Below are 26,582 nucleotides of genomic sequence, written 5' to 3' on the forward strand. Positions count from 1 at the left end.
TTCAGGGACACCTGTGGACGTACAGAGGTGGGCAGGGACCGGATCCGGTCCCTGCCCACCTTCTCTGTGCGCGGGGCGCCCGCTACGCGCAGGGCGAGCGATGCGCCACGTACGCCAGTGCCCCGAGCAACAACCGCGCCTGCGGCGGCTGGGTCGCCGTGTCCAGGGACGGGGCGCGCAGCCACGTCGCCGGGCCGAGGCCCGCGCGGTCCGACGGCGGGGCCGTGATGTAGTCCCCGGCGCCGAGCGCGTGCAGGTCGAGGGAGGCGTCGTCCCAGCCCATGCGGTAGAGCAGGGTGGGCAGTTCGGCCGCGGCGCCCGGGGCCACGAAGAAGTGGGCGCGGCCCTCCGGGGTGGCGACGACCGGGCCGAGTGGGAGGCCCAGGCGTTCCAGGCGGATCAGGGCGCGGCGGCCGGCGGCCTCCGGGACGTCGAGGATGTCGAAGGCGCGCCCGACGGGGAGCAGTACCGCGGCGCCGGGGAACCGGCCCCAGGACTCGGTCACTTCACCGAGCGTGGCGCCGGCCGGCACCAGAGCGGTCGGGTCGAGCGGATGGGCCCCGGGAGCCGGGCAGCCCGCCTTGCCGCAGGAGCAGATTCCGTTGACGGCCCGGGCGCCCGGGATCACGTCCCAGCCCCAGAGGCCGGTGAACTCCGCCACCGTGGTGCAGTCCGAAGCACGGCCGGACGTGCGGCCGCGACGTCGTGTGCCGGAACGCATCTCGCGAATGCCGCCGATCGTGAAGCCCATGCCCCCTCCAACAGGTCCCGCGCGCCGGTGGTTACGCGGCGGAATCGGATCGTGACCCGATGTGTACGCCGCCTGGTCGTGGCGGCGCCGGGCCGCTCCTGGGGTGGTGCGCTCCGGTGTCACGCGCCCCGGCGCACTACGCTCCGCCTACTTCCGGCTGTCCTATGTCAAGTGAATCGTGTGCGGCCGTCCCTGAGTTCATTCGAAGGGGTGGCGAATGGTGGCGTTTCCGGGTTCGCCCTCGCGAGAGGGGTGATCGTAGGATTACTTTCGGTACACGAACCCTGAGGGTGAGTGCACCCGTGGGTATGCCGGAGGCAAGCCGGATTTCCGTTCGAGGAGTGACAACTGGCGGACGGGGGCCTGTAGTTGACGGCATCCTGGTAGGGCTTGCCGGTGGAGAGTGCGGACAGAGCGTGGCCGGCAGGACTTCGACGCTCCGTGGCGTCGGGCGTCGTTGAGAGTCCTGCACGGCGGCGTGGATCGCATAGATGGCTTCAGGGAATGGGGGCGTTCCAGTGGGCGGCAGCGGCGGCGGCAGCGTGACGAACGCTGAGAAGCGCCCGAACGAACTGCTGAACTCGTGGTTCATGCGCAGTGGCTGGTCGAAGGGCGAGCTCGCGCGCCAAGTGAACCGGCGGGCACGGCAGTTGGGTGCGAACCACATCTCGACCGACACCTCACGGGTGCGGCGCTGGCTCGACGGGGAGAACCCGCGCGAGCCGATCCCCAGAATCCTCAGCGAGCTCTTCTCCGAGCGGTTCGGCTGTGTCGTCGCCGTCGAGGACCTCGGCCTGCGCGCCGCGCACCAGGCCCCCTCCGTGTCCGGCGTGGACCTGCCGTGGACCGGGCCGCAGACCGTCGCCCTCATCGGCGAGTTCTCGCGCAGCGACCTCATGCTGGCCCGCCGCGGCTTCCTCGGCAGTTCGCTGGCGCTCGCCGCGGGCCCCGCCCTCATCGAGCCCATGCAGCGCTGGCTGGTGCCGACGCCGGGATCCGGCGCGCAGTCCGCCGCCGAGCCGGAGAGCGCGGCCCAGCGCCGGGGGAACAGGCTCTCGAAGCCGGAGCTGGACCTCCTGGAGTCCACCACCGTCATGTTCCGCCAGTGGGACGCCCAGTGCGGTGGCGGCCTGCGCCGCAAGGCGGTCGTCGGCCAACTGCACGAGGTGACCGACCTCCTCCAGGAGCCGCAGCCCGACTCCACCACGAAGCGCCTGTTCAAGGTCGCCGCCGAACTCGCCGAGCTGGCCGGGTGGATGAGCTACGACGTCGGCCTGCAGCCCACCGCCCAGAAGTACTTCGTGCTCGCGCTCCACGCCGCCAAGGAAGCGGGCGACAAGCCGCTGGGCTCGTACGTTCTCAGCAGCATGACCCGCCAGATGATCCATCTCGGCCGCCCCGAGGACGCGTTGGAGCTCATCCACCTCGCCCAGTACGGCAGCCGCGACTGCGCCAGCCCGCGCACCCAGTCCATGCTGTATGCGATGGAGGCCCGCGCGTACGCGAACATGGGGCAGCCGGGCAAGTGCAAGCGCGCCGTGCGGATGGCGGAGGACACCTTCACCGACGCCGATGACTGGGACGAGCCGGACCCCGACTGGATCCGCTTCTTCTCCGAGGCCGAACTGCACGGCGAGAACAGCCACTCGTTCCGCGATCTCGCCTATGTCGCCGGCCGCAGCCCGGCCTACGCGTCGATGGCCGAGCCGCTGATGCGCCGCGCCGTCGACCTGTTCGGGAAGGACGCCGAGCACCAGCGTTCGTACGCACTGAACCTGATCGGCATGGCCACCGTGCACCTCCTCCAGAAGGAGCCCGAGCAGGCCACCGTGATGGCCACGGAGGCACTCGGCATCGCCCGGAAGGTGCGCTCGGAGCGGGTCAACACCCGTATCCGCAAGACCGTGGACACCGCGGTCCGCGACTTCGGCGACCTCGCCGAGGTGATCGATCTGACCGACCAACTCGCCGTCCATCTGCCCGAGACCGCCGAAACCGCGGTCTGAGCACCCGGAGCAACACCCACAGAACCCCGGCCGCGGCCGACCGTCCCGAAACAGCCCGACTCGGCTCCCCCACGCCAGGTCATCAGGGACGGACGACCGCGGCCGGCTGCTTGTCCGGTGATCACCGTGCTTCGGTTGCGTCACGATAACGATCGGCGGACCCGTCATCCGGCAGTTCATGGACGCGTAACACCCACCGGCTCTTCGTCACTGCGGCGAAACATCGAGGGGCACCCACGGAAACCGCGCTGCGCCAATCTCATGGCGCATAACCGGCCCACCCCTCATGCCCGACTTCAGGCTTCGCCCGCACGGGGCCGTACCGACGACGAGGAGACGCCGATGGCACCAGCCGCCATCACGCTCGCCGCAGAAGCACCCAAGCTGTCTGCAGCGAACACAGGCTTCATGCTGATCTGTTCCGCCCTGGTGATGCTCATGACACCGGGCCTGGCCTTCTTCTACGGAGGCATGGTTCGCGTCAAGAGCACTCTGAACATGCTGATGATGAGTTTCATCAGCCTCGGGATCATCACGATCCTGTGGGTTCTGTACGGCTTCTCCGTCGCGTTCGGCACGGACAAGGGGTCGCTCTTCGGCTGGGACGGTGACTACGTCGGCCTCAGCGGGATCGGGCTGACCCAGCTCTGGGACGGCTACACCATCCCGATCTATGTCTTCGCCGTCTTCCAGCTGATGTTCGCGATCATCACGCCCGCCCTGATAAGCGGTGCCCTCGCGGACCGGGTGAAGTTCACGGCATGGGCCCTGTTCATCACCCTGTGGGCCACGGTCGTCTACTTCCCGGTCGCGCACTGGGTGTGGGGCACCGGTGGCTGGGCCTTCGACCTCGGCGTGATCGACTTCGCCGGCGGTACGGCCGTGCACATCAACGCCGGTGCCGCGGCGCTCGGCGTGATCCTCGTCATCGGCAAGCGCGTCGGCTTCAAGAAGGACCCGATGCGGCCGCACTCGCTGCCGTGGACGATGCTCGGCGCCGGTCTGCTGTGGTTCGGCTGGTTCGGGTTCAACGCCGGTTCGTGGCTCGGCAACGACGACGGCGTCGGCGCGCTGATGTTCGTCAACACGCAGGTCGCCACCGCCGCCGCCATGCTGGCCTGGCTCGCCTACGAGAAGCTGCGCCACGGCGCGTTCACCTCGCTCGGCGCCGCGTCCGGCGCGGTGGCCGGCCTGGTCGCCATCACCCCGTCCGGCGGCTCCTGCTCGCCGCTCGGCGCGATCGCCATCGGCGCCATCGCAGGTGTGCTCTGCGCCATGGCCGTCGGCCTCAAGTACAAGTTCGGCTACGACGACTCGCTCGACGTCGTCGGCGTCCACCTCGTCGGCGGCGTCGTCGGCTCGCTCCTGATCGGCTTCTTCGCCACCGGCGGCGGCCAGTCCGACGCGGCCGGCCTCTTCTACGGCGGCGGCCTCACCCAGTTCTGGAAGCAGTGCGCCGGTGTCGGCGGTGTCCTCGCCTACTCGCTGATCGCCTCCGCGATCCTCGCCTTCCTCATCGACAAGACGATGGGCATGCGGGTCAGCGAGGACGACGAGGTCACGGGCATCGACCAGGTCGAGCACGCCGAGACCGCGTACGACTTCAGCGGTGCGGGCGGCGGCGCCGCGGCCCGCACGGCCGTGCCGGGCCCGGTGGCCCAGTCGCCCCAGGACACGAAGAAGGTGGACGCATGAAGCTCATCACCGCGGTCGTCAAGCCGCACCGGCTCGACGAGATCAAGGAAGCCCTCCAGGCCTTCGGCGTCCAGGGCCTGACCGTGACCGAGGCCAGCGGCTACGGCCGCCAGCGCGGACACACCGAGGTCTACCGTGGAGCGGAGTACACCGTCGACCTGGTACCCAAGATCCGGGTCGAGGTCCTGGTCGAGGACGACGACGCCGAGCAGCTGATCGACGTCGTCGTGAAGGCGGCGCGCACCGGCAAGATCGGTGACGGCAAGGTCTGGGCGGTTCCCGTCGAGACGGCCGTACGGGTCAGGACCGGCGAGCGCGGACCGGACGCGCTGTAACCGAACTGGCCTGCAAAGGACGGGAGTCGCTGGGTGACGAGTGTGAACGACGTACGGACCGAGACAGAGGATCCCGGACCCAGCGGCTACGCGGCGGCCCGGCTGCGCCTCCTCCAAGAGGAGGCGCGGTCCGGGCCGCCGCGCCGTTCCGCCCTGGCGGACCTCACCGACGACTGGCTCACGGAGCTGTTCGGCCGGGGCGCGCAGGGCGTCTCGCTGGTGGCCGTCGGCGGCTACGGACGCGGTGAACTCTCCCCGCGCAGCGACCTCGACCTGCTCCTGCTGCACGACGGCAGCGCCGACCCGGGCGAGATCGCGGCCCTCGCCGACCGCATCTGGTACCCGGTCTGGGACCTGGGGCTCGCCCTCGACCACTCGGTGCGCACACCCGCGGAGGCCCGCAAGACCGCGGGCGACGACCTCAAGGTGCACCTCGGCCTGCTCGACGCCCGGCACATCGCCGGTGACCTCGGCCTGACGGCCGGGCTGCGCACCGCGATCCTCGCGGACTGGCGCAACCAGGCGCCCAAGCGGCTCCCGGAACTGCGCGAGATGTGCGAGGAGCGGGCCGAGCGGCAGGGCGAGCTGCAGTACCTGCTCGAACCCGACCTGAAAGAAGCGCGGGGCGGTCTGCGCGACGCGACCGCGCTGCGGGCCGTCGCCGCGTCGTGGCTGGCGGACGCGCCGCGCGAGGGCCTCGACGACGCCCGCCGCCGGCTCCTCGACGTGCGCGACGCCCTGCATCTGACGACCGGTCGCGCCACGGACCGCCTCGCCCTGCAGGAGCAGGACCAGGTGGCCGCGGAACTCGGCCTGCTGGACGCCGATACGTTGCTGCGCCAGGTCTACGAGGCCGCGCGCACCATCTCGTACGCCAGTGACGTCACCTGGCGCGAGGTCGGCCGGGTCCTCAAGTCCCGTTCGGTGCGGCCCAAGCTGCGGGCCATGCTCGGCGGCGGCAAGCAGGCCCCCGTGGAGCGCTCCCCGCTCGCCGAGGGCGTCGTCGAGATGGACGGCGAGGCCGTGCTGGCCCGCGCCGCCAAGCCCGAGCGGGACCCGGTCCTGCCGCTGCGCGCCGCCGCCGCTGCCGCCCAGGCCGGGCTGCCGCTGTCGCTGCACGCGGTGCGCCGGATGGCCGCCGCGGCCCGGCCGCTGCCCACGCCCTGGCCCGCCGAGGCGCGCGAACAGCTGGTGACGCTGCTCGGCGCCGGGCGCACGACCGTCGACGTCTGGGAGGCGCTGGAGGCCGAAGGGCTGATCACGCGACTCCTTCCGGACTGGGAGCGGGTGCGCTGCCGGCCGCAGCGCAACGCCGTGCACACCTGGACCGTGGACCGCCACCTCGTCGAGACGGCCGTACAGGCGAGTGAGCTGACGCGCCGGGTGGGCCGCCCCGACCTGCTGCTCGTGGCCGCCCTGCTGCACGACATCGGCAAGGGCTGGCCGGGCGACCACTCGGTCGCGGGGGAGATCATCACCCGGGACGTGGCCGCGCGGATCGGCTTCGACCGCACCGACGTCGCGGTGCTCGCCTCGCTCGTACGCCACCACCTGCTGCTCATCGAGACGGCGACGCGACGCGACCTGGAGGACCCGGCGACCGTCCGGGCCGTCGCCGACGCGGTCGGTTCGGTGGGCACCCTCGAGCTGCTGCACGCGCTCACGGAGGCGGACGCGCTGGCGACGGGGCCCGCGGCCTGGTCTTCCTGGCGCGGGTCCCTCGTCGCCGACCTGGTCAAGCGGGTCTCCGCGGTGCTCGCCGGGGACGAGCCCGTCGACGAAGAGACCGCTGCCGCCGCCGAGCCCACCGCCGAGCAGGAGCGGCTGTCGGTGGAGGCGTTCCGCACCGGCGGGCCCGTGCTGTCCCTGCGCGCGCAGACCGAGGCGGTGGGCACGGCCGACGGACCCGAGCCGCTCGGCGTGGAACTCCTCATCGCCGTACCCGACCAGCCGGGCGTACTGCCCGCCGTCGCCGGGGTGCTCGCCATGCACCGGCTCACGGTGCGCACGGCCGAGCTGCGTTCGCTGTCGTTGCCGGAAGGCGTCGAGGGGTCTGTCCTGCTGCTGAACTGGCGGGTCGCCGCAGAGTACGGCTCCCTGCCGCAGGCCGCCCGGCTGCGCGCCGATCTCGTACGCGCACTCGACGGGTCGCTCGACATCGCCGCCCGGCTCGCCGAGCGGGACGCGGCCTACCCGCGGCGGCGCGGCGTCGTGGCGCCGCCGGCCCGGGTGTCCCTCGCGTCGGCCGGGTCCCGGCTCGCGACCGTGATCGAGGTACGCGCCCAGGACGCCCCGGGGCTGCTGTACCGGATCGGGCACGCGCTGGAGGCCTCCGGCGTGCGGATGCGCTCCGCGCATGTCTCCACGCTGGGTGCCAACGCCGTCGACGCGTTCTATGTCACGGGTCTTGACGGGGCGCCGCTGCCCTCCGAGGAGGCGGTGTCGGTGGCCAAGGGGCTGGAGGGGGCGCTCCGGGCATAGGGCGCCTTCTCGACACGGGGTTGGCGGAGTTCGGCGTGTGCGGCTCGTGGTGGGTTGCGCGCGCAGTTCCCCGCGCCCCTGGCGGCGCTTCGGACCGGGCCGCTGACCACGCCCCCTCGGCCCGATACCCTGGAGGGCGACCTGTCCGTACCGCCCACCGACCCGAGGATTCGCGACCGCCGTGTTCGACACTCTTTCCGATCGCCTCGCAGCGACATTCAAGAACCTCCGCGGCAAAGGCCGGCTGAGCGAAGCGGACATCGACGCCACGGCCCGCGAGATCCGCATCGCGCTGCTCGAGGCCGACGTCGCCCTTCCGGTCGTCCGCGCCTTCATCAAGCAGATCAAGGAGCGCGCGGCCGGCGTCGAGGTCTCCCAGGCCCTCAACCCGGCCCAGCAGGTCATCAAGATCGTCAACGAGGAGCTCATCGGCATCCTCGGTGGCGAGACCCGCCGCCTGCGCTTCGCCAAGACCGGCCCGACCGTGATCATGCTCGCGGGTCTGCAGGGTGCCGGTAAGACGACCCTGGCCGGAAAGCTGGGCCAGTGGCTCAAGGGCCAGGGCCACTCGCCGCTGCTCGTCGCCTGTGACCTCCAGCGCCCGAACGCCGTGAACCAGCTGAGCGTCGTCGCCGAGCGCGCCGGCGTCGGCATCTACGCCCCCGAGCCGGGCAACGGCGTGGGCGACCCGGTCCAGGTCGCCAAGGACTCCATCGAGTACGCCAAGACCAAGGTGTACGACGTGGTCATCGTCGACACCGCCGGCCGTCTCGGTATCGACCAGGAACTGATGCAGCAGGCCGCGGACATCCGCGACGCGGTCTCGCCCGACGAGGTCCTCTTCGTCGTCGACGCCATGATCGGTCAGGACGCGGTCAACACGGCCGAGGCGTTCCGCGACGGCGTCGGCTTCGACGGTGTCGTGCTCTCGAAGCTCGACGGCGACGCCCGTGGTGGTGCGGCGCTCTCCATCGCGCACGTCACCGGCCGCCAGATCATGTTCGCCTCGAACGGCGAGAAGCTGGACGAATTCGACGCGTTCCACCCGGACCGCATGGCGTCCCGCATCCTCGGCATGGGCGACATGCTCACGCTGATCGAGAAGGCCGAGCAGACCTTCTCGCAGCAAGAGGCCGAGAAGATGGCCTCCAAGCTGGCCTCCAAGAAGGGCCAGGACTTCACGCTCGACGACTTCCTGGCTCAGATGGAGCAGGTCAGGAAGATGGGGTCGATCTCGAAGCTGCTCGGGATGCTCCCCGGCATGAACCAGATCAAGGACCAGATCAACAACCTCGACGAGCGTGACGTCGACCGCACGGCCGCCATCATCAAGTCGATGACCCCGGCCGAGCGCGCCGACGCCACGATCATCAACGGCTCGCGCCGTGCCCGTATCGCCAAGGGTTCCGGTGTCGAGGTCAGCGCGGTCAAGAACCTGGTCGAGCGGTTCTTCGAGGCCCGCAAGATGATGTCCCGCATGGCCCAGGGCGGCGGAATGCCGGGGATGCCCGGGATGCCGGGCATGGGCGGCGGCGCCGGCCGGACGAAGAAGCAGCCGAAGAAGGCCAAGGGCAAGCAGCGCTCCGGCAACCCGATGAAGCGCAAGCAGCAGGAGCAGGAGGAGGCCGCACGGCGCGCGGCCGCCGCCGAGTCGGGCGGCGCGCTCGGCCTGCCCGGCGCGGGCCAGGCGGCCAAGGACTTCGAGCTCCCCGACGAGTTCAAGAAGTTCATGGGCTGACCTGCCGTTCTACGCGGATGAAGGGCCCGGAACCGGAGAGGTTCCGGGCCCTTCGCGCTGCTCCGCGTGCTGCTCCTCCCAGGTGGCAGGCCCGACCGATCTGTGCGCTGATGGGCCCAAGGACCATGGGTAGTCGGCAGGAGGACAGAGGCGTGGCGAACCCCGTACCCCCGCGCGATCGGACCGATCAGCCCTGGCGCTCGGAGGGTGCTCCGCCCCCACCGCCTCCGCAGGCACCCAAGCGGAAGATGCCCGGTGGCTGGGGCGGCCTCATCCTGACGGCGCTGGTCGTCTACCTCATCGCCAATCTGGTCCTGTCCTTCTTCAACCAGGGCGATGAGCCGACGATCTCGTACACCGAGTTCAGCAAGCAGGTCGCCAACGACAACGTCACCAAGATCTACGCCAAGGGCGACGCGATCCAGGGCCAGCTCAAGAAGGAGCAGCCCACCCCGGACGACAGCGACACCCGGAGCAAGAACTACACGAAGTTCACGACGCAGCGCCCCTCCTTCGCGGACGACGACCTCTGGTCGAACCTGGAGAAGCACGACGTCACGGTGACCGCCGAACCGGTCGTCCAGGAACGCAGTTTCCTGTCGAACCTGCTCATCTCGCTCGCCCCGATGCTGCTCCTCGTCGTGCTGTGGATCTTCATCGCGCGCCGTATGAGTCAGGGCATGGGCGGTGGCGCGGGCGGCATGCTCGGCCGTAAACAGCCGCCGAAACCCGTCGAGTTGGAGCCCGGCAAGAAGCGCACCACGTTCGCGGACGTGGCCGGCATCGACGAGGTCGAGGGCGAACTCAACGACGTCGTCGACTTCCTCAAGAACCCCGACGAGTACCGCGAGATGGGTGCCAAGATGCCGCGCGGCGTGCTCCTCGCGGGCCCGCCGGGAACCGGTAAGACGCTGCTCGCGCGGGCGGTGGCGGGGGAGGCGGGCGTCCCGTTCTTCTCGGCCTCGGCCTCCGAGTTCATCGAGATGATCGTCGGCGTCGGCGCCTCGCGCGTACGGGAACTCTTCGCCGAGGCCCGCAAGGTCGCTCCCTCGATCATCTTCATCGACGAGATCGACACCATCGGCCGCGCCCGCGGCGGCGGCTCCGGCATGGGCGGCCACGACGAGCGCGAACAGACCCTGAACCAGATCCTGACCGAGATGGACGGCTTCTCCGGCTCCGAGGGCGTCATCGTCATCGCCGCCACCAACCGCAGCGACGTCCTCGACCCGGCCCTGACCCGGCCGGGCCGCTTCGACCGCATCGTCAACGTCTCCCCGCCCGACCGCGGCGGCCGCGAGTCCATCCTCAAGATCCACACCCGGGCGATCCCGCTCGCCCCGGACGTGGACCTCGCGCAGGTGGCCAGGACGACCCCGGGCATGACCGGCGCCGAACTCTCCAACCTCGCCAACGAGGCCGCCCTCCTCGCGGTCAAGCGCAAGCAGAAGCAGGTCACACAGACCGACCTCTCCGAGGCCCTGGAGAAGGTCCAGCTGGGCGCGGAGCGGCCCCTGGTGATGCCCGACGAGGAGCGCCGCCGCACCGCCTTCCACGAGAGCGGGCACGCCCTGCTCGGCATGCTGCAGCCCGGCGCCGACCCGGTCCGCAAGATCACGATCGTGCCGCGCGGCCGCGCCCTCGGCGTCACGCTGTCCACCCCGGACTCCGACAAGTACGCGTACACGGAGGAGTACCTGCGCGGCCGCATCATCGGCGCACTCGGCGGTATGGCGGCCGAGCAGGTCGTCTACGGGGTCATCACCACCGGTGCCGAGAACGACCTCGAACAGGTCACCAACATCGCCCGCGGCATGGTCGCCCGCTGGGGCATGAGCGAGAAGGTCGGCCGCCTCTCGGCACTGCCGAACGACGCCCAGCAGGCGTACGGGCTCTCCGCCGCCCCCGACACCCTGGACACGATCGACGGCGAGATGCGCCGCATCGTGGACGAGTGCTACGAGGAGGCGTGCCGCAAGCTGCGTGAGAACCGCGACAAGCTGGACGCGCTGGCCAACGCGCTCATGGAGAACGAGACCCTGGAGGAAGCGGACGCCTACAGGGTCGCCGGAATCACCCGGCTCACCAAGGAGTGACCTATAGGCGGCTCACGCCTATAGGTGACCTACGCCTATGTGTTACCTACGCCTACAGGTGACCTGGAGACAGGTGTTCGGGCAGATGGGTGCTCAGGCGGTACGGGCTATCAAGTACCGGAAGACATTGGGCATCCACACCGTGCCGTCCTTGCGCACGTACGGCTGCAGGGCCTCCGTCACCTCCTTGTCGACCTGCGTCGGGTCCGTCGCCCCTACGGCCGCGTCGAACAGTCCGGTGGAGAGCAGCCCCTTGAGGGCACTCTCCGTGTCCGAGTAGCCGAAGGGGCACGCCACCCGCCCCGAGCCGTCGGGCCGCAGCCCTGCCCGCTGTGCGACCTCCTCCAGGTCGTCACGGAGGGCAGGACGCCAACTCCCCGCGCTGCGCAGAGGGTCGGCCAGCTTCGTGGCCACGCGGAGGACGGACGACGTGGCACAGCGCTCCGGAGGACCCCAGCCGACGAGCACCACGGCGGCACCCCGCTGCGCGAGCGGGGACGCGCTCTGCAGGAGCGCGGAGAGCCCCTGCGAGTCCCCGGCCGTGCAGCCGATCGGCTGGAAGGCGGTGACGAGGTCGTACGGGAGGGCGTCGAGCGCCGCCACGACGGAGTCGTCGCTGCCGTCCGTGAGCCGGGCCTTCGCCGGCTCCCGTTCCTCCCGCGCCTCGGGCAGCAGCCGCTCCCGGGCGAGGGCGAGCCGCTCCGGCTCGCCGGACTCCACGCCGGTCACGACCGCGCCGCGGGACGCCGCCATGAGGAGGGCGAGCCCCGAGCCGCAGCCCAGGCCCAGGACCCGCGTGCCGGTACCGACCTCGAGCCGCTCGTACACGGCTTCGTAGAGCGGGACCAGCATTCGTTCTTGGATCTCCGCCCAGTCACGCGCGCGTGCGCACAGGTCCGCGCGCGGCACGGGTGCCGCGAGGGGAAGGTGCCGCTGCACGAGCGTAGGTGTCATGGAAAGTTCCCCAATTCGCCGAGAGATGCCGAGAGTTGTCGCCGATGCGTGTGGACCGTGTTCGCGCGCTCCTCGCACTCCCCCCGTATGCCAGAAAACTCCGCATCGTCCGCCACGTCTAGGGGGTGTCGGGCAGGCGTACGCGCAATGCGCGCATGCACCGTCGTGCGCCCCCCGGAGGTCATATGACGGGTGCACGCTGGGCATACGGGCGAAAAGGATTCGGGTGCTCCGCAGCCCGCGCCGTAGCATGCGCGCCATGGCCAAAGCACCCGTTCTCACGCCCCAGGCGGAAGACTTCCCGCGCTGGTACCAGGACCTGATCTCCAAGGCCGAACTGGCCGACAACGGACCGGTGCGCGGCACGATGGTCATCCGACCGTACGGCTACGGCCTGTGGGAGCGGATGCAGCAGGACATGGACCGGCGCATCAAGGAGACGGGCACGCAGAACGCGTACTTCCCGCTCCTGATCCCGCAGTCGTACCTCACCAAGGAGGCCGACCACGTCGAGGGCTTCGCGCCCGAACTGGCCGTGGTCACGCACGGCGGCGGCAAGGAACTCGAAGAGCCCGCCGTCGTCCGCCCCACCTCAGAGATGATCATCAACGACTACTTCTCGAAGTGGGTCCAGAGCTACCGCGACCTCCCGCTCCTCATCAACCAGTGGGCGAACGTGGTCCGTTGGGAACTGCGGCCGCGTCTCTTCCTGCGTACGACGGAGTTCCTCTGGCAGGAGGGCCACACGGCGCACGCGACCTACGAGGAAGCGCGTGACTTCGCTGCGCGCATCCACCGCCACGTCTACGCGGACTTCATGGAGAACGTCCTCGCCATGGACGTCGTCCTGGGACGCAAGACCCCCAAGGAGCGCTTCGCGGGCGCCATCAACACCCTCACCCTCGAAGGGATGATGGGCGACGGCAAGGCCCTCCAGATGGGCACCAGCCACGAACTCGGCCAGAACTTCGCCAAGGCGTTCCACACCCAGTACCTGTCCAAGGAAGGCAAGCAGGAACTGGTCTGGCAGACCTCCTGGGGCTCCACGACCCGCATGATCGGCGCCCTGGTGATGATGCACGGCGACGACAACGGCCTGCGGGTCCCGCCGCGCCTCGCACCCACCCAGGTGGTCGTCCTCGCCATCAAGGGCGACGAAACAGTGCTCCGCAAGGTGCGCGAGATCGGCGACGTACTGAAGGCGGCGGGAATCCGCGTGCACGTGGACGACCGCACGGACGTCCCCTTCGGGCGCCGAGCCGTCGACTGGGAGCTGAAGGGCGTCCCGGTCCGGGTCGAGATCGGGCCGCGCGACCTGGAGAACGGCACCGCGATGCTGGCCCGCCGCATCCCCGGCGGCAAGGAACCCGTGGCGCTCGACGCGCTCGCCGGGCTGCTGTCCGCCGTCCTGGAGGAGGACCAGGCGCTGCTCCTGAAGCAGTCGCGGGAGCGCCGCGAGTCCCGCACGACCGACGTCACCACCATCGAGGAGGCCGTCGAGGCGGCCGCCGCGGGCGGCTGGGCGCGCATCCCGTGGGCCACCCTCGGCGAGGCGGGCGAGGCGAAGCTCGCCGAGCACGCGGTGTCCGTACGGTGTCTGCTCGCCGCCGACGGGTCGGTGCCGGACGCGGACGACGCACCCGGTAACGTCGCCGTCGTGGCGCGCGCCTACTGAGCCGCCTGCTGAGCCGCCCACTGAGGCCGAAACGCATCTTGCGCATCTGACGCCCCCGCGCGCGGTCCCGACTACGCGCCGGGGCGTACGCGTTACTACGCACCACCTTGGTGTGAGCTGTGAGCCTTCTCCGCAGATCAGCGCACCCGCCCTCGTCAGGACGCATCAGCGGCAACTGACTGGTACGTGCAAATTATTTGGGATGCCCCGGAATAGGAACACGGAGGCACCTCGGCTCGTTGTCACGACGTGAGCACGACACCACCTGTTCTCGCCGCAGAGCTGGCAGGGGCGTGGGCCGACATTCAGCGGCACCACCCCGAACTGCCGGATCTTGCCGCGCCCGAGTCCCTGATCGGGGAGTCGTCGTCCGCCTGCGGACACGAGCTCTCCTTCGAGCGACTGCTTCACGAAGCAGTCCACGGCATCGCTGCCGCGCGCGGAATCCGCGACACCTCGCGCGCCGGCCGGTACCACAACCGCAGATTCCTGGCCATCGCCGAGGAGCTGGGCCTCGACCACCCCGAGGAACCGCACCCCAGCAGTGGCTTCTCGCTGGTCACGCTCAATCCGGAGGCCAAGCAGCGCTACCGCCAGACGATCGAGCGGCTCCAGCGCGCCCTGAAGGCACACACCGTGGCCACGGCCGCGGACACCAAGCGCAGCTTCCGGGGGCCGGCCGCACGGCACGGCTCCTCCGGGGGCGGCGTCCGCGTCAAGGCCGTCTGTGACTGCGGTCGCAATGTCCGCGTCGTACCGTCGGTGCTCGCCCAGGCGCCGATCGTCTGCGGCGGCTGCGGCAAGCCGTTCCGCATCCCGGAGGCGGTCGCCGCCGCCGCGAGCTGATCGTCGGGTCCTCGCTCCTGGTGGGGTGGCCGTACTGGTTTCGGCCGCCCCCTCGGCGTGTGGCACAATGGCTAGCTGTACTCGACAGTCGCACAGGACCCCTCTCTCCTCCGGCTGACGCGTCCATCGGGCACTCGGGTACCGCAACCCCACGCGGCAATCTCGCCGTGCCCACCCACGTCAAGACCAGGAGACACCACTTCCGTGGCAGTCAAGATCAAGCTGAAGCGTCTGGGCAAGATCCGTTCGCCTCACTACCGCATCGTCGTCGCCGACTCCCGTACCCGCCGTGACGGCCGGGCCATCGAGGAGATCGGTCTGTACCACCCGGTGCAGAACCCGTCGCGCATCGAGGTCGACTCGGAGCGCGCGCAGTACTGGCTGAGCGTCGGCGCGCAGCCGACCGAGCCGGTCATGGCCATCCTGAAGCTCACCGGTGACTGGCAGAAGCACAAGGGTCTGCCCGCCCCGGAGCCGCTGAAGGTCGCCGAGCCGAAGAAGGCCCGCCCCTCCTTCGAGGCGCTTGCCACGGCCGACGAGCCCAAGGGTGAGGCCATCACCCAGAAGAAGAAGGCTGAGAAGAAGGACGAGGCCGCTGAGGCCGCGTCCGAGTCGACCGAGGCCTGAGCATGCTCGAGGAGGCTCTTGAGCACCTCGTGAAGGGCATTGTCGACAACCCCGACGATGTGCAGGTCGCCTCGCGCAACCTGCGCCGTGGGCGCGTCCTGGAAGTCCGGGTCCACCCGGACGACCTCGGCAAGGTGATCGGCCGCAACGGCCGCACCGCGCGCGCTCTGCGCACTGTCGTGGGCGCCATCGGCGGCCGCGGTGTCCGCGTCGACCTCGTCGACGTCGACCAGGTTCGCTGACAAAGTTGAACACCGGCTCGGGCCGGGGAGGGCTTACGAGCCGTCCCCGGCCCGAGGGCGTGTCGGGAAGTCCCGCACAGCGCCCACGATGCCCGGCACGCACCCTCGCCGCACCGGTCAAAGACCCGAGTAGCTCCGCTACCAGGGCCTTCGTCCGGCACGCCGAGGTCACGCACCGGACGCCGCGGACGCCGCACGGGACTTCCCGACACGCCCTAGTCGTATGACAGGAGAGTTTCGGACCGTGCAGTTGGTAGTGGGGCGCATCGGCCGCGCCCATGGCATCAAGGGCGAAGTCACCATCGAGGTGCGCACCGACGAGCCCGAGCTGCGGCTCGGCCCCGGTGCGGTGCTCGCCACCGACCCGGCCGCCACGGGGCCGCTGACCATCGAGTCCGGCCGGGTGCACTCCGGCCGGCTGCTGCTGCGCTTCGAGGGCGTACGCGACCGGACCGCGGCCGAGGCGCTGCGCAACACGCTCCTGATCTCCGAGGTCGACCCGGAGGAGCTGCCGGAGGACGAGGACGAGTTCTACGACCACCAGCTCATGGACCTCGACGTCGTCACGGCCGACGGTGTCGAGGTAGGCCGGATCACGGAGATCTCGCACCTGCCCTCGCAGGACCTGTTCATCGTGGAGCGGCCCGACGGCAGCGAGGTCATGATCCCGTTCGTCGAGGAGATCGTCAGCGAGATCGACCTCGAGGAACAGAAGGCGATCATCACGCCGCCGCCCGGTCTGATCGACGACCGCGCCGAGATCGTGTCGTCGCGCGACGCGGCGGAGGAAGAGTCCGCATGAGGCTCGACGTCGTCACGATCTTCCCCGAGTACCTGGAACCGCTGAACGTCTCGCTCGTGGGCAAGGCACGCGCGCGTGGCCAACTCGACGTCCACGCGCACGACTTGAGGCAGTGGACGTACGACCGGCACAACACGGTCGACGACACCCCCTACGGCGGCGGCCCCGGCATGGTCATGAAGACCGAGCCGTGGGGCGACTGCCTCGACGACGTCCTCGCCGACGGGTACGAGAACGGGGCGCACGGCCCCGCCCTGGTCGTCCCCACGCCCTCCGGGCGCCCCTTCACCCAGGAACTCGCGGTCGAGCTCTCCGAGCGCCCCTGGCTGGTCTTCACGCCCGCGCGCTACGAGGGCATCGACCGCCGCGTCATCGACGAGTACGCGACCCGTATGCCGGTCTACGAGGTCTCGATCGGCGACTACGTCCTCGCGGGCGGGGAAGCCGCCGTGCTCGTCATCACGGAGGCCGTGGCACGCCTGCTGCCGGGCGTCCTCGGCAACGCGGCCTCGCACCAGGACGACTCCTTCGCGCCCGGAGCCATGGCCAACCTCCTCGAAGGGCCCGTCTACACCAAGCCGCCGCAGTGGCGCGGACGGGACATCCCGGAGGTGCTGCTCAGCGGACACCACGGCAAGATCGCCCGCTGGCGGCGCGACGAGGCGCTGCGCCGCACCACGCGCAACCGGCCCGACCTGATCGAGCGCACCGACCCCAAGGCCTTCGACAAGAAGGACCGCGAAATGCTCTCGATCCTGGGCTGGGGGCCGGGCCCCGACGGACGATTTGGGCCGACGCCCGAGGTCGTGGAAGAATAAGCCGCTGCTGTACGTCCAGCCTGCGCCCCTGCCACAGGGGGAAAGACGCTAGGCCCGACGCGATCAGCTACCGAAACTCATCGCATACCTCCCGCCGATGACCTGTGGCATCGGCGAAGAAAGCAGACGATCATGTCTCACCTGCTCGACTCCGTCGACGCCGCGTCGCTGCGCAGCGACGTCCCCGCCTTCCGCCCGGGCGACACCGTCAACGTCCACGTCCGCGTCATCGAGGGCAACCGCTCCCGTGTGCAGCAGTTCAAGGGCGTAGTCATCCGCCGCCAGGGCGCCGGCGTCCGCGAGACCTTCACGGTCCGCAAGGTCTCCTTCTCCGTCGGCGTGGAGCGCACCTTCCCGGTCCACACCCCGATCGTCGAGAAGATCGAGCTCGTCACCAAGGGTGACGTCCGTCGCGCCAAGCTGTACTACCTCCGCGAGCTGCGCGGCAAGGCTGCGAAGATCAAGGAGAAGCGCGAGAACTGAGCCGCCCGGCGCCCGCTCCGGGCGTCAGCGCATCTCGCGTACGGAGTCCTCAGGAGCGCCGGATAGCATCTGGCCTCGATGGACACCGAAGCACAGCATGTGGAGCGCGACCGCTCCTCCCGGCCCGCAGAGCACACCTCACAGGGCGAGGAGGAACGGTCGCGCTCCTCTTTGCGTTCCAGGGATGTGCTGTCCCGGGGCTTCGAGGAAGTCGCCGGCTGGGTGCCTGGTGGCCGTGTCACGCTCTCGTTGCTGCTGAGCATGGTGTTCCTGCTGGCTTTCAGTGTCTTTGTGATGCAGCCGTTCCAGATCCCCAGCAGGTCGATGGAGGCCACGTTGAGGGTCGGGGACCGCGTTCTCGTAAATAAGTTGGCGTACCGTTTCGGTGCCGAACCGAAGCGCGGGGACGTGGTCGTCTTCGACGGCAGCGGGTACTTCGGTGAGGCCGACTACATCAAGCGCGTCGTGGGCGTAGGGGGAGACCACGTGGTCTGCTGCGACAGCAAGGGGAGGATCGAGGTGAACGGGCAGTCCGTGGACGAGCGGTCCCTCCTGTACGCGGGGGACGCGCCTTCGGAGGTGCCGTTCGACATCGAGGTTCCCGAAGGCACCCTCTTCCTGCTCGGTGACCACCGCAGCGACTCCCGTGACTCCCGCGACCTCATGGGCGCGCCCGGCGGCGGCTTCCTCCCGCTCGACCACGTGATCGGCAAGGCCGAGTGGATCGCCTGGCCGACCGGGCACTGGCGCTCTCTGCCGCGTGAAGACGTCTACGCGCGCGTGCCCGCACCCGGTGGCGCGCATGGGTAGGCGGGGCAAGGCGCGGAGCGGCCACGGCGCCGCCGACGAACTGCTGCCCACCGGGAGCCGGCCCACCAGCGGGCCGGCGCATCCCGGTCGCGCCGAGCGGCGCAAGCTCGCCCGCAAGGTGAAGCGGCGCAGAAGGCGTTCCGCGATCAAGGAGATACCGCTCCTCATAGGCGTCGCCCTGCTCATAGCCCTCGTCCTGAAGACCTTCCTCGTCCAGGCCTTCGTGATCCCGTCCGGCTCCATGGAGCAGACGATCAAGATCGGCGACCGGGTCGTGGTGGACAAGCTCACGCCCTGGTTCGGCGCGAAGGTGCACCGCGGCGACGTCGTCGTCTTCAAGGACCCCGGTAAGTGGCTCACCGCGGAGACGGGCGAGAAGCAGGACCCACCGGTCGGCGTCAAGCAGATCAAGGAGGGCCTGACCTGGATCGGTCTGCTGCCCTCCGACAACGACCGCGATCTCATCAAGCGGGTCGTCGGTGTCGGCGGAGACACCGTGAAGTGCTGCGACAAGCAGGGCCGCGTCACCGTGAACGGGACGCCGCTGAACGAGACTTCGTACATCCACCCGGGCAACACCCCCTCCAAGTTCGACTTTTCGGTGAAGGTTCCCGAGGGCCGGTTGTTCGTGATGGGTGACCACCGCGCCAACTCGGCGGACTCCCGCTATCACCTCACCGAGGCCTACCACGGCACCGTCTCCGAGGAGTCGGTCGTCGGACGGGCCCGCGCCATCGTCTGGCCGATCGGCAACTGGACCACCCTGGGGGAGCCGGAGACGTTCTCGGCCGTGGCCGACGCGCAAGGTGACGGATCGACCGCGGCGTCGGGCGCGTCGCATAGGGTGGCCACCACGAACAGCGCTGTCACGAGTTCGACCGCATCGGATTCGGACGGAATGATCCCCCTCCCGACCCCTGCGGAACTCCCGCTCGTTATGGGAGTGGTGGGCCTGCATCGCGTAGGGATCAGGCAGCGGCACGGAGTGAGGAGTGGATGTGGGGGACTTGGCGGTCGGCGCACGGTCAGGGCAAGGGCCCGAAGAGCAGCCCGGGCGATCCGACGACGCGGCGAGTCCGGCCGTGACGGACCACGGACCCGCAGACGAGGCGGGAGGCGGCGGTGACGACTCCGGCGCGAAGCAGCAGAAGAAGCCCCGCTCCTTCTGGAAGGAGCTGCCGCTCCTCATCGGTATCGCGCTCGTCCTTGCTCTGCTGATCAAGACGTTCCTGGTCCAGGCGTTCTCCATCCCGTCGGCGTCCATGGAGAACACGCTGAAGATCGGCGACCGCGTGCTCGTCGACAAGCTCACGCCGTGGTTCGGGTCCAAGCCGGAGCGCGGCGAGGTGATCGTCTTCCACGACCCCGCGGAATGGCTCGCGGGTGAGCCCACCGCGGAGCCGAACGCGGTGCAGCAGGTGCTGAGCTGGGTCGGTCTGATGCCCTCCGCCGACGAGAAGGACCTCATCAAGCGCGTCATCGGCGTCGGCGGCGACACCGTCGAGTGCAAGAGCACGGGCCCGCTGATGGTCAACGGCAAGGCGCTGAACGAGCCGTACGTGTACCCGGGCAACACCCCGTGCAGCGCGGACAATGCGGGCGGGACCTTCAAGGTGAAGGTTCCCGAGGGCAAAGTTTGGGTCATGGGTGACCACCGCCAGGACTCGATGGACTCCCGCTACCACCAGAACGACAAGAACAACGGCTTCGTCCCGGTCGACAACGTCGTGGGCCGCGCCATCGTCGTCGCCTGGCCGCCCACGCACTGGTCCACGCTGCCGGTGCCGGACACCTTCGACCAGTCGGGCATCAACGCCGCGGCGAGCGCGGCTCCAGGCGCGCTCGGCCTCGCGGGCGCGGTGCCGCTGGTGATCTGGCGCAGGCGCAAGATTCACAAGGCCCTTACCGAGGGAAACACCGGGGTTTCTGCGACCGGTACCGCCGGGTAGGGTGCCGTCCCAGATCGCCGATCTTCCGTGGTCCGAGCCATTCCTGGGCCGGGCCACGAGATCGATTTCTCCGACGCTGGGGAGCAACTGGGATGAGCAGGACACGTCGTACGGACGAGGGCCACGGCAAGGTCGGCAGCGTGCTGTCGGGCATAGCCGTGGCCCTCGGCTGTGTGCTGTTCCTCGGCGGATTCGTGTGGGGCGCCTTCGTGTACCAGCCGTACACGGTGCCCACCGGCTCGATGACGCCGACGATCGGCGCGGGCGACCGGGTCCTCGCGCAGCGCATCGACGGCAGCGTGGTCAAGCGCGGTGACGTCGTCGTCTTCCAGGAGAAGACCTGGGGCGACCTGCCGATGGTCAAGCGGGTCGTCGGTATCGGCGGCGACAAGATCGCCTGCTGCACGGACGGCAAGCTGACCGTCAACGGCAAGAAGATCGACGAACCGTATCTGCCGGCCGGTAAGAGCGTCTCGCTGACCGGCATCAAGGCCACGACGGTTCCCAAGGGACGGCTCTTCCTGCTCGGTGACGAGCGCAGCGGCTCCCTGGACTCCAGCGTTCACCTCGGCGACTCGGAGAACGGCTCGGTGGAGCGCGGCGCCGTACAGGCCCGCGTCGACGCCGTGGCCTGGCCCCTGAACGGCATGCTGGCCAAGCCCACCGGGTTCGAGGAGCTGCCGGGCGGGACCTCGCAGCCGGGCCCCCTCAAGTGGATGGTGTACGCCGTGGTGGCCGGCGCGGTGCTGGTGCTCGGCGGAGCGGCCTACGGCCCGATCGCGAAGGCCACGCGGCGCTCACGGACCCGGGCGGCGGAGCCGGTCCGTGCCTGAGCTCGGCAGGGAGCTGCGCAAGGTGGCCCGGGTCGTCCTGCTCGACGCGGAGAGCCGCATCCTGCTGCTGCACGGCCATGAGCCGGACGACGCGGCGAACAACTGGTGGTTCACCCCGGGCGGCGGCCTGGAGGGCGACGAGACGCGCGAGCAGGCGGCTCTGCGGGAACTGGCCGAGGAGACCGGCATCACGGATGTGGAGCTGGGCCCTGTGCTGTGGCGGCGCGAGTGTTCCTTCCCGTTCGACGGGCGGCGCTGGGACCAGGACGAGTGGTACTTCCTGGCCCGTACGTCGTCGTCGGGGGCTGCCGGCATCAATGAGAACGGCCTCACCGACCTGGAACGACGCAGTGTCGCCGGAGCGCGCTGGTGGACGTGCCGGGAACTGGCCGAAGGGCATGAGACGGTGTATCCGACCAGACTCGCCGAGCTGCTGAACCGGTTGCTCGACGAAGGTCCCCCGAGCCGGCCGGTGGTCCTCGACACGGAAATCGTCTAGAGGCACCAGAGGCTGGCGCACAATAGGGGGACGCACGGCTGAAGGGGAACATGCCATGAGCGCCGAGGACCTCGAGAAGTACGAGACCGAGATGGAGCTGAAGCTCTACCGGGAGTACCGCGACGTCGTCGGTCTGTTCAAATACGTGATCGAGACCGAACGGCGCTTCTACCTCACCAACGACTACGAGATGCAGGTGCACTCGGTCCAGGGCGAGGTGTTCTTCGAGGTGTCGATGGCGGATGCCTGGGTGTGGGACATGTACCGGCCTGCCAGATTCGTGAAGCAGGTGCGGGTACTCACGTTCAAGGACGTGAACATCGAGGAGCTGAACAAGAGCGACCTGGAGCTTCCGGGGAGCTGATCCGCCGACGTCGCTCACCTTGCGAGTGACGGAGTTCTCCACAACCCGTCGGTAGTACACCAAGATCCACTTCTCCTTCGGCGCTGCGTCAGCGTGGGCGTCGGAGGTGATGCCGACGTGAACGCACAAGGCGCACTGGGGAAGTACGGCGAGGACCTGGCCGCGAGGCGGCTGGCCGAGGCCGGGATGACGGTGCTCGCGCGGAATTGGCGCGCGGGCCGGTCGGGCGAGATCGACATCGTGGCGCGGGACGGCGACGCGATCGTCGTGTGCGAGGTGAAGACCCGCAGCGGAGCACGCGGCTCGGGCCGTGGCGCGGCCTTCGAGGATCCGATGGCCGCGATCACCCCGGTCAAGGCGCGGCGGCTGCGCGATCTCGCCGAGCGATGGGTGCAGCAGCACGGCGGGGCGCCGCCCGGAGGCGTGCGCATCGATCTCGTCGGCGTCCTGCTGCCGGAGCGCGGAGCACCCCGCGTCGAGCATGTGCGGGGGGTGTCCTGATGGGATTCGCGCGTACGTGTTCGGTGGCCCTGGTGGGCGTCGAGGGTGTCGTCGTCGAGGTGCAGGCCGACCTGGAGCCCGGAGTCGCGGCCTTCACGCTGGTGGGGCTGCCCGACAAGAGCCTGGTGGAGAGCCGGGACCGGGTCAGGGCCGCCGTGGTCAACTCGGGGGCGGACTGGCCACAGAAGAAGCTCACCGTGGGGCTCAGCCCGGCATCCGTGCCCAAGGGCGGTTCGGGCTTCGATCTCGCTGTTGCGTGCGCGGTCCTCGGCGCCGCTGAGCGGATCGACCCGCGGGTGCTCGCCGACATCGTGATGATCGGTGAACTGGGGCTCGACGGACGGGTGCGGCCGGTGCGCGGGGTGCTCCCCGCCGTGCTCGCCGCCGCCGACGCGGGCTACGAGCAGGTGGTGGTACCCGAGTCCACGGCTGGCGAGGCGGCGCTCGTGCCGGGGATCTCCGTCCTCGGCGTGCGCAGCCTGCGCCAGTTGATCGCGGTGCTCGCGGACGAACCCGTGCCGGACGAGGAGCCCGAGACGCACGGCCGTCCCGATCCGATGCTGGCCGGGCTGAGCATGCCGGGGAGCGGGGCGGGCACCGGACTCGGCGGCCCGCTGTACGACGGGCCGGGGCCCGATCTCTCCGATGTCGTCGGGCAGGTGTCGGCCCGTACCGCGATCGAGGTCGCCGCGGCGGGCGGTCACCACGTGATGCTGTCCGGACCGCCGGGCGCCGGCAAGACCATGCTCGCCGAGCGGCTGCCCGCGGTTCTGCCGCCGCTGACCAGGGAGGAGTCCCTGGAGGTCACGGCGATCCACTCGGTGGCGGGGATGCTGCCGCCAGGAAAGTCGATGATCGACGTCGCGCCGTACTGCGCGCCCCATCACTCGGCGACCATGCAGTCACTCGTCGGGGGCGGGCCGGGAGTGGCGCGGCCGGGGGCGGTCTCGTTGTCCCACCGTGGCGTGCTCTTTCTGGACGAGGCGCCGGAGTTCAGTGGGCAGGCCCTCGACGCTCTGCGACAGCCGCTGGAGTCGGGGCATGTGGTCATCGCCCGGAGCGCGGGCGTGGTGCGGCTGCCCGCCCGCTTCCTGATGGCGCTGGCCGCGAACCCGTGCCCCTGCGGGCAGTTCCGGGTGCACGGCGGTGAGTGCGACTGTCCGCCCGCCTCGGTCCGGCGGTATCAGGCCCGGCTCTCCGGGCCACTGCTCGACCGGGTCGATCTGCGGGTCGAGGTGGACCCCGTCACGCGCAACGAACTTGCCGGGTACGGGCCGCGGGGCGAGACCACCCAGGTCGTCGCCGACCGGGTGCGGCAGGCCAGGGAGCGGGCGGCGGCGCGGTTCGCGGACACACCGTGGCGGACCAACAGCGAGGTGCCGGGACACGCTCTGCGCACCCGGTGGCCCGCCGCCCCCGGCGCCCTGGACGAGGCGGAACTTGACCTGGAGCGCGGTTTCCTGACCGCACGTGGGCTCGACCGTGTGCTGCGCGTCGCGTGGACCGTGGCCGACCTCGCCGGACGCGACCGTCCCTGCGCCCAGGACGTGGCGCTCGCGCTGCAACTGCGGACCGGGATCTCGCGCGGGGCGCCGATGACGATCGGGGCCCGCTCATGAGGCGGGTGCGCATCGCGGACGAGGTACGGCTCGCCCGCGCACGGCTGACCCGGATCGTGGAACCGGGATGGGAGCCGGCCGGGCAGTGGCTGCGGGAGTTCGGGGCGGTGGAGACGGTGCGGCGCATCGAGGAAGCCGCATCGGGCGGCCAGGAGGAGCTCGCGCTGCCCGGGGTGCGCAGTGAGCGGTGGGCCGGGCTGGTCGCGCGGGCCCGTGAAGCGCCGCACCCGGAGCGGGACTTGGCGCGGGCGGAGCGGATCGGGGCCCGGTTCGTGTGCCCGGGAGACGTCGAGTGGCCTGGCCAGCTGGACGACCTGGGGGACGCGCGGCCGATCGGGCTGTGGGTGCGGGGCGGGCCTTCGCTGAGGATGTGGGCGCTGCGCTCGGTGGCGGTGGTGGGGGCGCGGGCCTGCACGGACTACGGCGCGCGGATGGGCGCGAGCCTGGGCGCCGGCCTCGCCGAGCGCGGATGGGTCGTCGTCTCGGGCGGTGCGTACGGGATCGACGCCGCGGTCCATCGCGGGGCGCTCGGGGCCACCGGCGCCACGGTGGCGGTGCTCGCCTGCGGTGTCGATCGCGCCTACCCGCGCGGGCACGAGCAGTTGATCGACCGGATCGTGGAACAGGGGCTCGTGGTGGGGGAGTTGCCGCCCGGTGATCACCCCACGCCCAGCAGATTCATTCAGCGGAACCGGGTGATCGCCGCGCTCACCAGGGGAACCGTCGTCGTGGAGGCGGCCTACCGCAGCGGGGCGCTCGGCACGGTCCGTTGGGCGCAGCGGCTGGGGCGGCACGCGATGGGGGTGCCGGGACCGGTCACCAGCAGCGTCTCCGCCGGAGTCCACGAACTGCTGCGCAAGGAGGGCGTGCTGGTCACGGACGCCGAGGAAGTCGTCGAGCTGGTCGGCGAGATGGGAGAGCTCGCGCCGGAGCGGCGGGGGCCCGTACTGCCCCGCGACCTGCTGCCGGCGGCCACGGCGCGGGTGCTCGCGGCGCTGCCCGCACACGGCACACGAACGACCGCGCAGATCGGCAGGGAGGCCGGTGCGACCGACGACGACACGACCGCGCGGTTGTACGAACTGCGCTCTTTGGGGTTCGTCGAACGACACGGCGACGGCTGGCAGTTGACACGCCAGGCGATCCGGTCGGTCTTTCCGGAGGGCGGAGTTCCCTGACGGGAGACGTTGCGCCGTCCGGATGACCCCCCCGATGACCTTGGCAATTCCGGCAGTTGACGTTCCGTCCCGATCACATAAGGGGTCGGAAGCATCCGCGCAAGTCGCCCAACGGAACGTATCTGCGCGCGTACGATGCCCTACCCTTCGCACACTGCGACACTCCAGTCACGCTACGCTCACCAGGATTCGGGTTCGTCACCTCAAATCCGGAATCAGGCAGGCAGCTCGGCACCAGTCATCACTAGACGGGCAACACGGCATCTTCACCAGCAAAGAGATTCCAGCGGCTCCCACGACCAAGACGACGATCAGAAATCAGGCCCGGGTCCAGTCCCGCGGCCCCCTCTCCGACTCGCTCGGTACGCAGCAGAACGGCACAAGGCGGCGTATGCCACAGCACACCTCCGGATCCGACCGGGCGGCGGTACCACCCGCCGCCCGCGGCTCCAGCGTGCGGCCTCCGGCTCCCTCCTCCCTGGAGGAACTGTGGAGGTCGTACAAGGCGACGGGCGACGAGCGGCTGCGGGAGCAGCTGATCCTGCACTACTCACCGCTGGTCAAGTACGTCGCCGGCCGGGTGAGCGTCGGGCTGCCGCCCAATGTGGAGCAGGCCGACTTCGTCTCGTCCGGGGTCTTCGGGCTGATCGACGCGATCGAGAAGTTCGACATCGAGCGGGAGATCAAGTTCGAGACGTACGCGATCACCCGGATCCGCGGCGCGATGATCGACGAACTGCGGGCCCTGGACTGGATTCCGCGGTCGGTGCGGCAGAAGGCGCGCAACGTGGAACGGGCGTACGCCACGCTCGAGGCCAAGCTGCGGCGCAGTCCCTCGGAGAGCGAGGTGGCCGAGGAGATGGGCGTGGCGCTGGAGGAACTGCACGCCGTTTTCAGCCAGTTGTCGCTGGCGAACGTGGTGGCGTTGGAGGAGCTGCTGCACGTCGGGGGCGAGGGCGGCGATCGGCTCAGCCTCATGGACACTCTCGAGGACCACGCGGCGGACAACCCGGTGGAGGTCGCCGAGGACCGGGAGCTGCGGCGGTTCCTGGCGCGGGCGATCAACACGCTGCCGGAGCGCGAGAAGACCGTCGTCACGCTCTACTACTACGAGGGTCTGACCCTCGCCGAGATCGGCAATGTGCTGGGTGTGACGGAGAGCCGGGTCAGTCAGATCCACACGAAGTCGGTGCTGCAGCTCCGGGCGAAGCTGGCGAGTTTCGGGCGTTGACGCTGCGCAGCCGACCTGTGGTGGTGAATCGTCCCTGCCGAGGTCGGTG

At 70.1% G+C, this 26,582-nt stretch carries 25 protein-coding genes; 23 read left to right on the forward strand and 2 right to left on the reverse strand.

What is annotated here, in order from left to right:
* Positions 1 to 82: 82 nt before the first annotated feature.
* On the reverse strand, positions 83 to 751 hold the full coding sequence (locus B072_RS0116605) for a bifunctional DNA primase/polymerase (protein WP_018531082.1): 669 nt from the start codon (positions 749 to 751) through the stop codon (positions 83 to 85).
* A gap of 491 nt (positions 752 to 1,242) precedes the next feature.
* Between B072_RS0116605 and B072_RS0116610 the strand changes: the two genes are divergently transcribed.
* The 6 genes from B072_RS0116610 to ftsH all read left to right on the forward strand — a co-directional run bounded on the left by B072_RS0116610 (position 1,243) and on the right by ftsH (position 11,102).
* Positions 1,243 to 2,757 (forward strand): hypothetical protein, encoded by a 1,515-nt coding sequence (locus tag B072_RS0116610; protein WP_051127204.1) that lies wholly within the window; start codon positions 1,243 to 1,245, stop codon positions 2,755 to 2,757.
* Positions 2,758 to 3,099: 342 nt separating this feature from the next.
* Positions 3,100 to 4,452: an ammonium transporter gene (locus B072_RS0116615; RefSeq protein WP_026245920.1), complete on the forward strand. Its 1,353-nt coding sequence runs from the start codon at positions 3,100 to 3,102 to the stop codon at positions 4,450 to 4,452.
* On the forward strand, positions 4,449 to 4,787 hold the full coding sequence (locus B072_RS0116620; RefSeq protein ID WP_020573022.1) for a P-II family nitrogen regulator: 339 nt from the start codon (positions 4,449 to 4,451) through the stop codon (positions 4,785 to 4,787). The genes B072_RS0116615 and B072_RS0116620 overlap by 4 nt, the downstream gene beginning before the upstream one ends.
* 33 nt (positions 4,788 to 4,820) lie before the next feature.
* Complete coding sequence (locus tag B072_RS0116625) at positions 4,821 to 7,268, forward strand: [protein-PII] uridylyltransferase (RefSeq protein WP_026245921.1); 2,448 nt, start codon at positions 4,821 to 4,823, stop codon at positions 7,266 to 7,268.
* Between the two features lie 181 nt (positions 7,269 to 7,449).
* Positions 7,450 to 9,006 carry a signal recognition particle protein gene (gene ffh, locus B072_RS0116630; protein ID WP_018531086.1) on the forward strand — a complete coding sequence of 519 codons (1,557 nt, stop codon included), beginning with the start codon at positions 7,450 to 7,452 and terminating at the stop codon, positions 9,004 to 9,006.
* Between the two features lie 152 nt (positions 9,007 to 9,158).
* Positions 9,159 to 11,102 carry an ATP-dependent zinc metalloprotease FtsH gene (ftsH, locus tag B072_RS0116635; protein WP_026245922.1) on the forward strand — a complete coding sequence of 648 codons (1,944 nt, stop codon included), beginning with the start codon at positions 9,159 to 9,161 and terminating at the stop codon, positions 11,100 to 11,102.
* A 93-nt stretch (positions 11,103 to 11,195) separates the two neighbouring features.
* Here the strand turns inward: ftsH and B072_RS0116640 are convergent, their stop codons facing one another.
* Positions 11,196 to 12,056, reverse strand: coding sequence for a class I SAM-dependent methyltransferase (locus tag B072_RS0116640; protein ID WP_078506453.1), 861 nt, complete (start codon positions 12,054 to 12,056; stop codon positions 11,196 to 11,198).
* Between the two features lie 259 nt (positions 12,057 to 12,315).
* Between B072_RS0116640 and proS the strand changes: the two genes are divergently transcribed.
* The 17 genes from proS to whiG all read left to right on the forward strand — a co-directional run bounded on the left by proS (position 12,316) and on the right by whiG (position 26,533).
* Positions 12,316 to 13,731 carry a proline--tRNA ligase gene (proS, locus tag B072_RS0116645; protein WP_026245923.1) on the forward strand — a complete coding sequence of 472 codons (1,416 nt, stop codon included), beginning with the start codon at positions 12,316 to 12,318 and terminating at the stop codon, positions 13,729 to 13,731.
* A gap of 249 nt (positions 13,732 to 13,980) precedes the next feature.
* Complete coding sequence (locus B072_RS0116650; RefSeq protein ID WP_018531090.1) at positions 13,981 to 14,577, forward strand: hypothetical protein; 597 nt, start codon at positions 13,981 to 13,983, stop codon at positions 14,575 to 14,577.
* Between the two features lie 204 nt (positions 14,578 to 14,781).
* Entirely contained in the window at positions 14,782 to 15,204 is a 423-nt protein-coding gene (gene rpsP, locus B072_RS0116655) for a 30S ribosomal protein S16 (RefSeq protein WP_018531091.1), read from the forward strand.
* A 2-nt stretch (positions 15,205 to 15,206) separates the two neighbouring features.
* Positions 15,207 to 15,446 (forward strand): RNA-binding protein, encoded by a 240-nt coding sequence (locus B072_RS0116660; protein ID WP_014176063.1) that lies wholly within the window; start codon positions 15,207 to 15,209, stop codon positions 15,444 to 15,446.
* Between the two features lie 244 nt (positions 15,447 to 15,690).
* Positions 15,691 to 16,248, forward strand: a complete 558-nt coding sequence (rimM, locus tag B072_RS0116665) for a ribosome maturation factor RimM (protein ID WP_026245924.1) — start codon at positions 15,691 to 15,693, stop codon at positions 16,246 to 16,248.
* A complete protein-coding gene (trmD, locus tag B072_RS0116670; protein ID WP_018531093.1) occupies positions 16,245 to 17,066 on the forward strand; it encodes a tRNA (guanosine(37)-N1)-methyltransferase TrmD in 822 nt (273 codons plus the stop codon). Before rimM ends, trmD begins: the two co-directional genes overlap by 4 nt.
* A 132-nt stretch (positions 17,067 to 17,198) precedes the next feature.
* Positions 17,199 to 17,549, forward strand: coding sequence for a 50S ribosomal protein L19 (gene rplS / locus B072_RS0116675; RefSeq protein ID WP_018531094.1), 351 nt, complete (start codon positions 17,199 to 17,201; stop codon positions 17,547 to 17,549).
* A 78-nt stretch (positions 17,550 to 17,627) separates the two neighbouring features.
* On the forward strand, positions 17,628 to 18,359 hold the full coding sequence (gene lepB, locus B072_RS0116680; protein ID WP_018531095.1) for a signal peptidase I: 732 nt from the start codon (positions 17,628 to 17,630) through the stop codon (positions 18,357 to 18,359).
* Positions 18,352 to 19,485 (forward strand): signal peptidase I, encoded by a 1,134-nt coding sequence (lepB, locus tag B072_RS0116685; protein WP_043244131.1) that lies wholly within the window; start codon positions 18,352 to 18,354, stop codon positions 19,483 to 19,485. The genes lepB (B072_RS0116680) and lepB (B072_RS0116685) overlap by 8 nt, the downstream gene beginning before the upstream one ends.
* Complete coding sequence (gene lepB / locus B072_RS0116690) at positions 19,367 to 20,308, forward strand: signal peptidase I (RefSeq protein WP_202538922.1); 942 nt, start codon at positions 19,367 to 19,369, stop codon at positions 20,306 to 20,308. The genes lepB (B072_RS0116685) and lepB (B072_RS0116690) overlap by 119 nt, the downstream gene beginning before the upstream one ends.
* 92 nt (positions 20,309 to 20,400) lie before the next feature.
* A complete protein-coding gene (lepB, locus tag B072_RS0116695) occupies positions 20,401 to 21,141 on the forward strand; it encodes a signal peptidase I (protein ID WP_018531098.1) in 741 nt (246 codons plus the stop codon).
* On the forward strand, positions 21,134 to 21,640 hold the full coding sequence (locus B072_RS0116700) for an NUDIX hydrolase (protein ID WP_018531099.1): 507 nt from the start codon (positions 21,134 to 21,136) through the stop codon (positions 21,638 to 21,640). Before lepB (B072_RS0116695) ends, B072_RS0116700 begins: the two co-directional genes overlap by 8 nt.
* Positions 21,641 to 21,695: 55 nt before the next feature.
* Entirely contained in the window at positions 21,696 to 22,004 is a 309-nt protein-coding gene (locus B072_RS0116705) for a DUF2469 domain-containing protein (protein ID WP_005311352.1), read from the forward strand.
* Positions 22,005 to 22,121: 117 nt separating this feature from the next.
* Complete coding sequence (locus B072_RS0116710; RefSeq protein WP_018531100.1) at positions 22,122 to 22,505, forward strand: YraN family protein; 384 nt, start codon at positions 22,122 to 22,124, stop codon at positions 22,503 to 22,505.
* Positions 22,505 to 24,124 carry a YifB family Mg chelatase-like AAA ATPase gene (locus B072_RS0116715; RefSeq protein WP_018531101.1) on the forward strand — a complete coding sequence of 540 codons (1,620 nt, stop codon included), beginning with the start codon at positions 22,505 to 22,507 and terminating at the stop codon, positions 24,122 to 24,124. Before B072_RS0116710 ends, B072_RS0116715 begins: the two co-directional genes overlap by 1 nt.
* Positions 24,121 to 25,302: a DNA-processing protein DprA gene (gene dprA, locus B072_RS0116720; RefSeq protein WP_043244115.1), complete on the forward strand. Its 1,182-nt coding sequence runs from the start codon at positions 24,121 to 24,123 to the stop codon at positions 25,300 to 25,302. The genes B072_RS0116715 and dprA overlap by 4 nt, the downstream gene beginning before the upstream one ends.
* Before the next feature lie 391 nt (positions 25,303 to 25,693).
* Positions 25,694 to 26,533 (forward strand): RNA polymerase sigma factor WhiG, encoded by an 840-nt coding sequence (whiG, locus tag B072_RS0116725; protein WP_018531103.1) that lies wholly within the window; start codon positions 25,694 to 25,696, stop codon positions 26,531 to 26,533.
* Positions 26,534 to 26,582 lie beyond the last annotated feature (49 nt).

This window comes from Streptomyces sp. HmicA12 (assembly GCF_000373565.1).
Classification (GTDB): domain Bacteria; phylum Actinomycetota; class Actinomycetes; order Streptomycetales; family Streptomycetaceae; genus Streptomyces.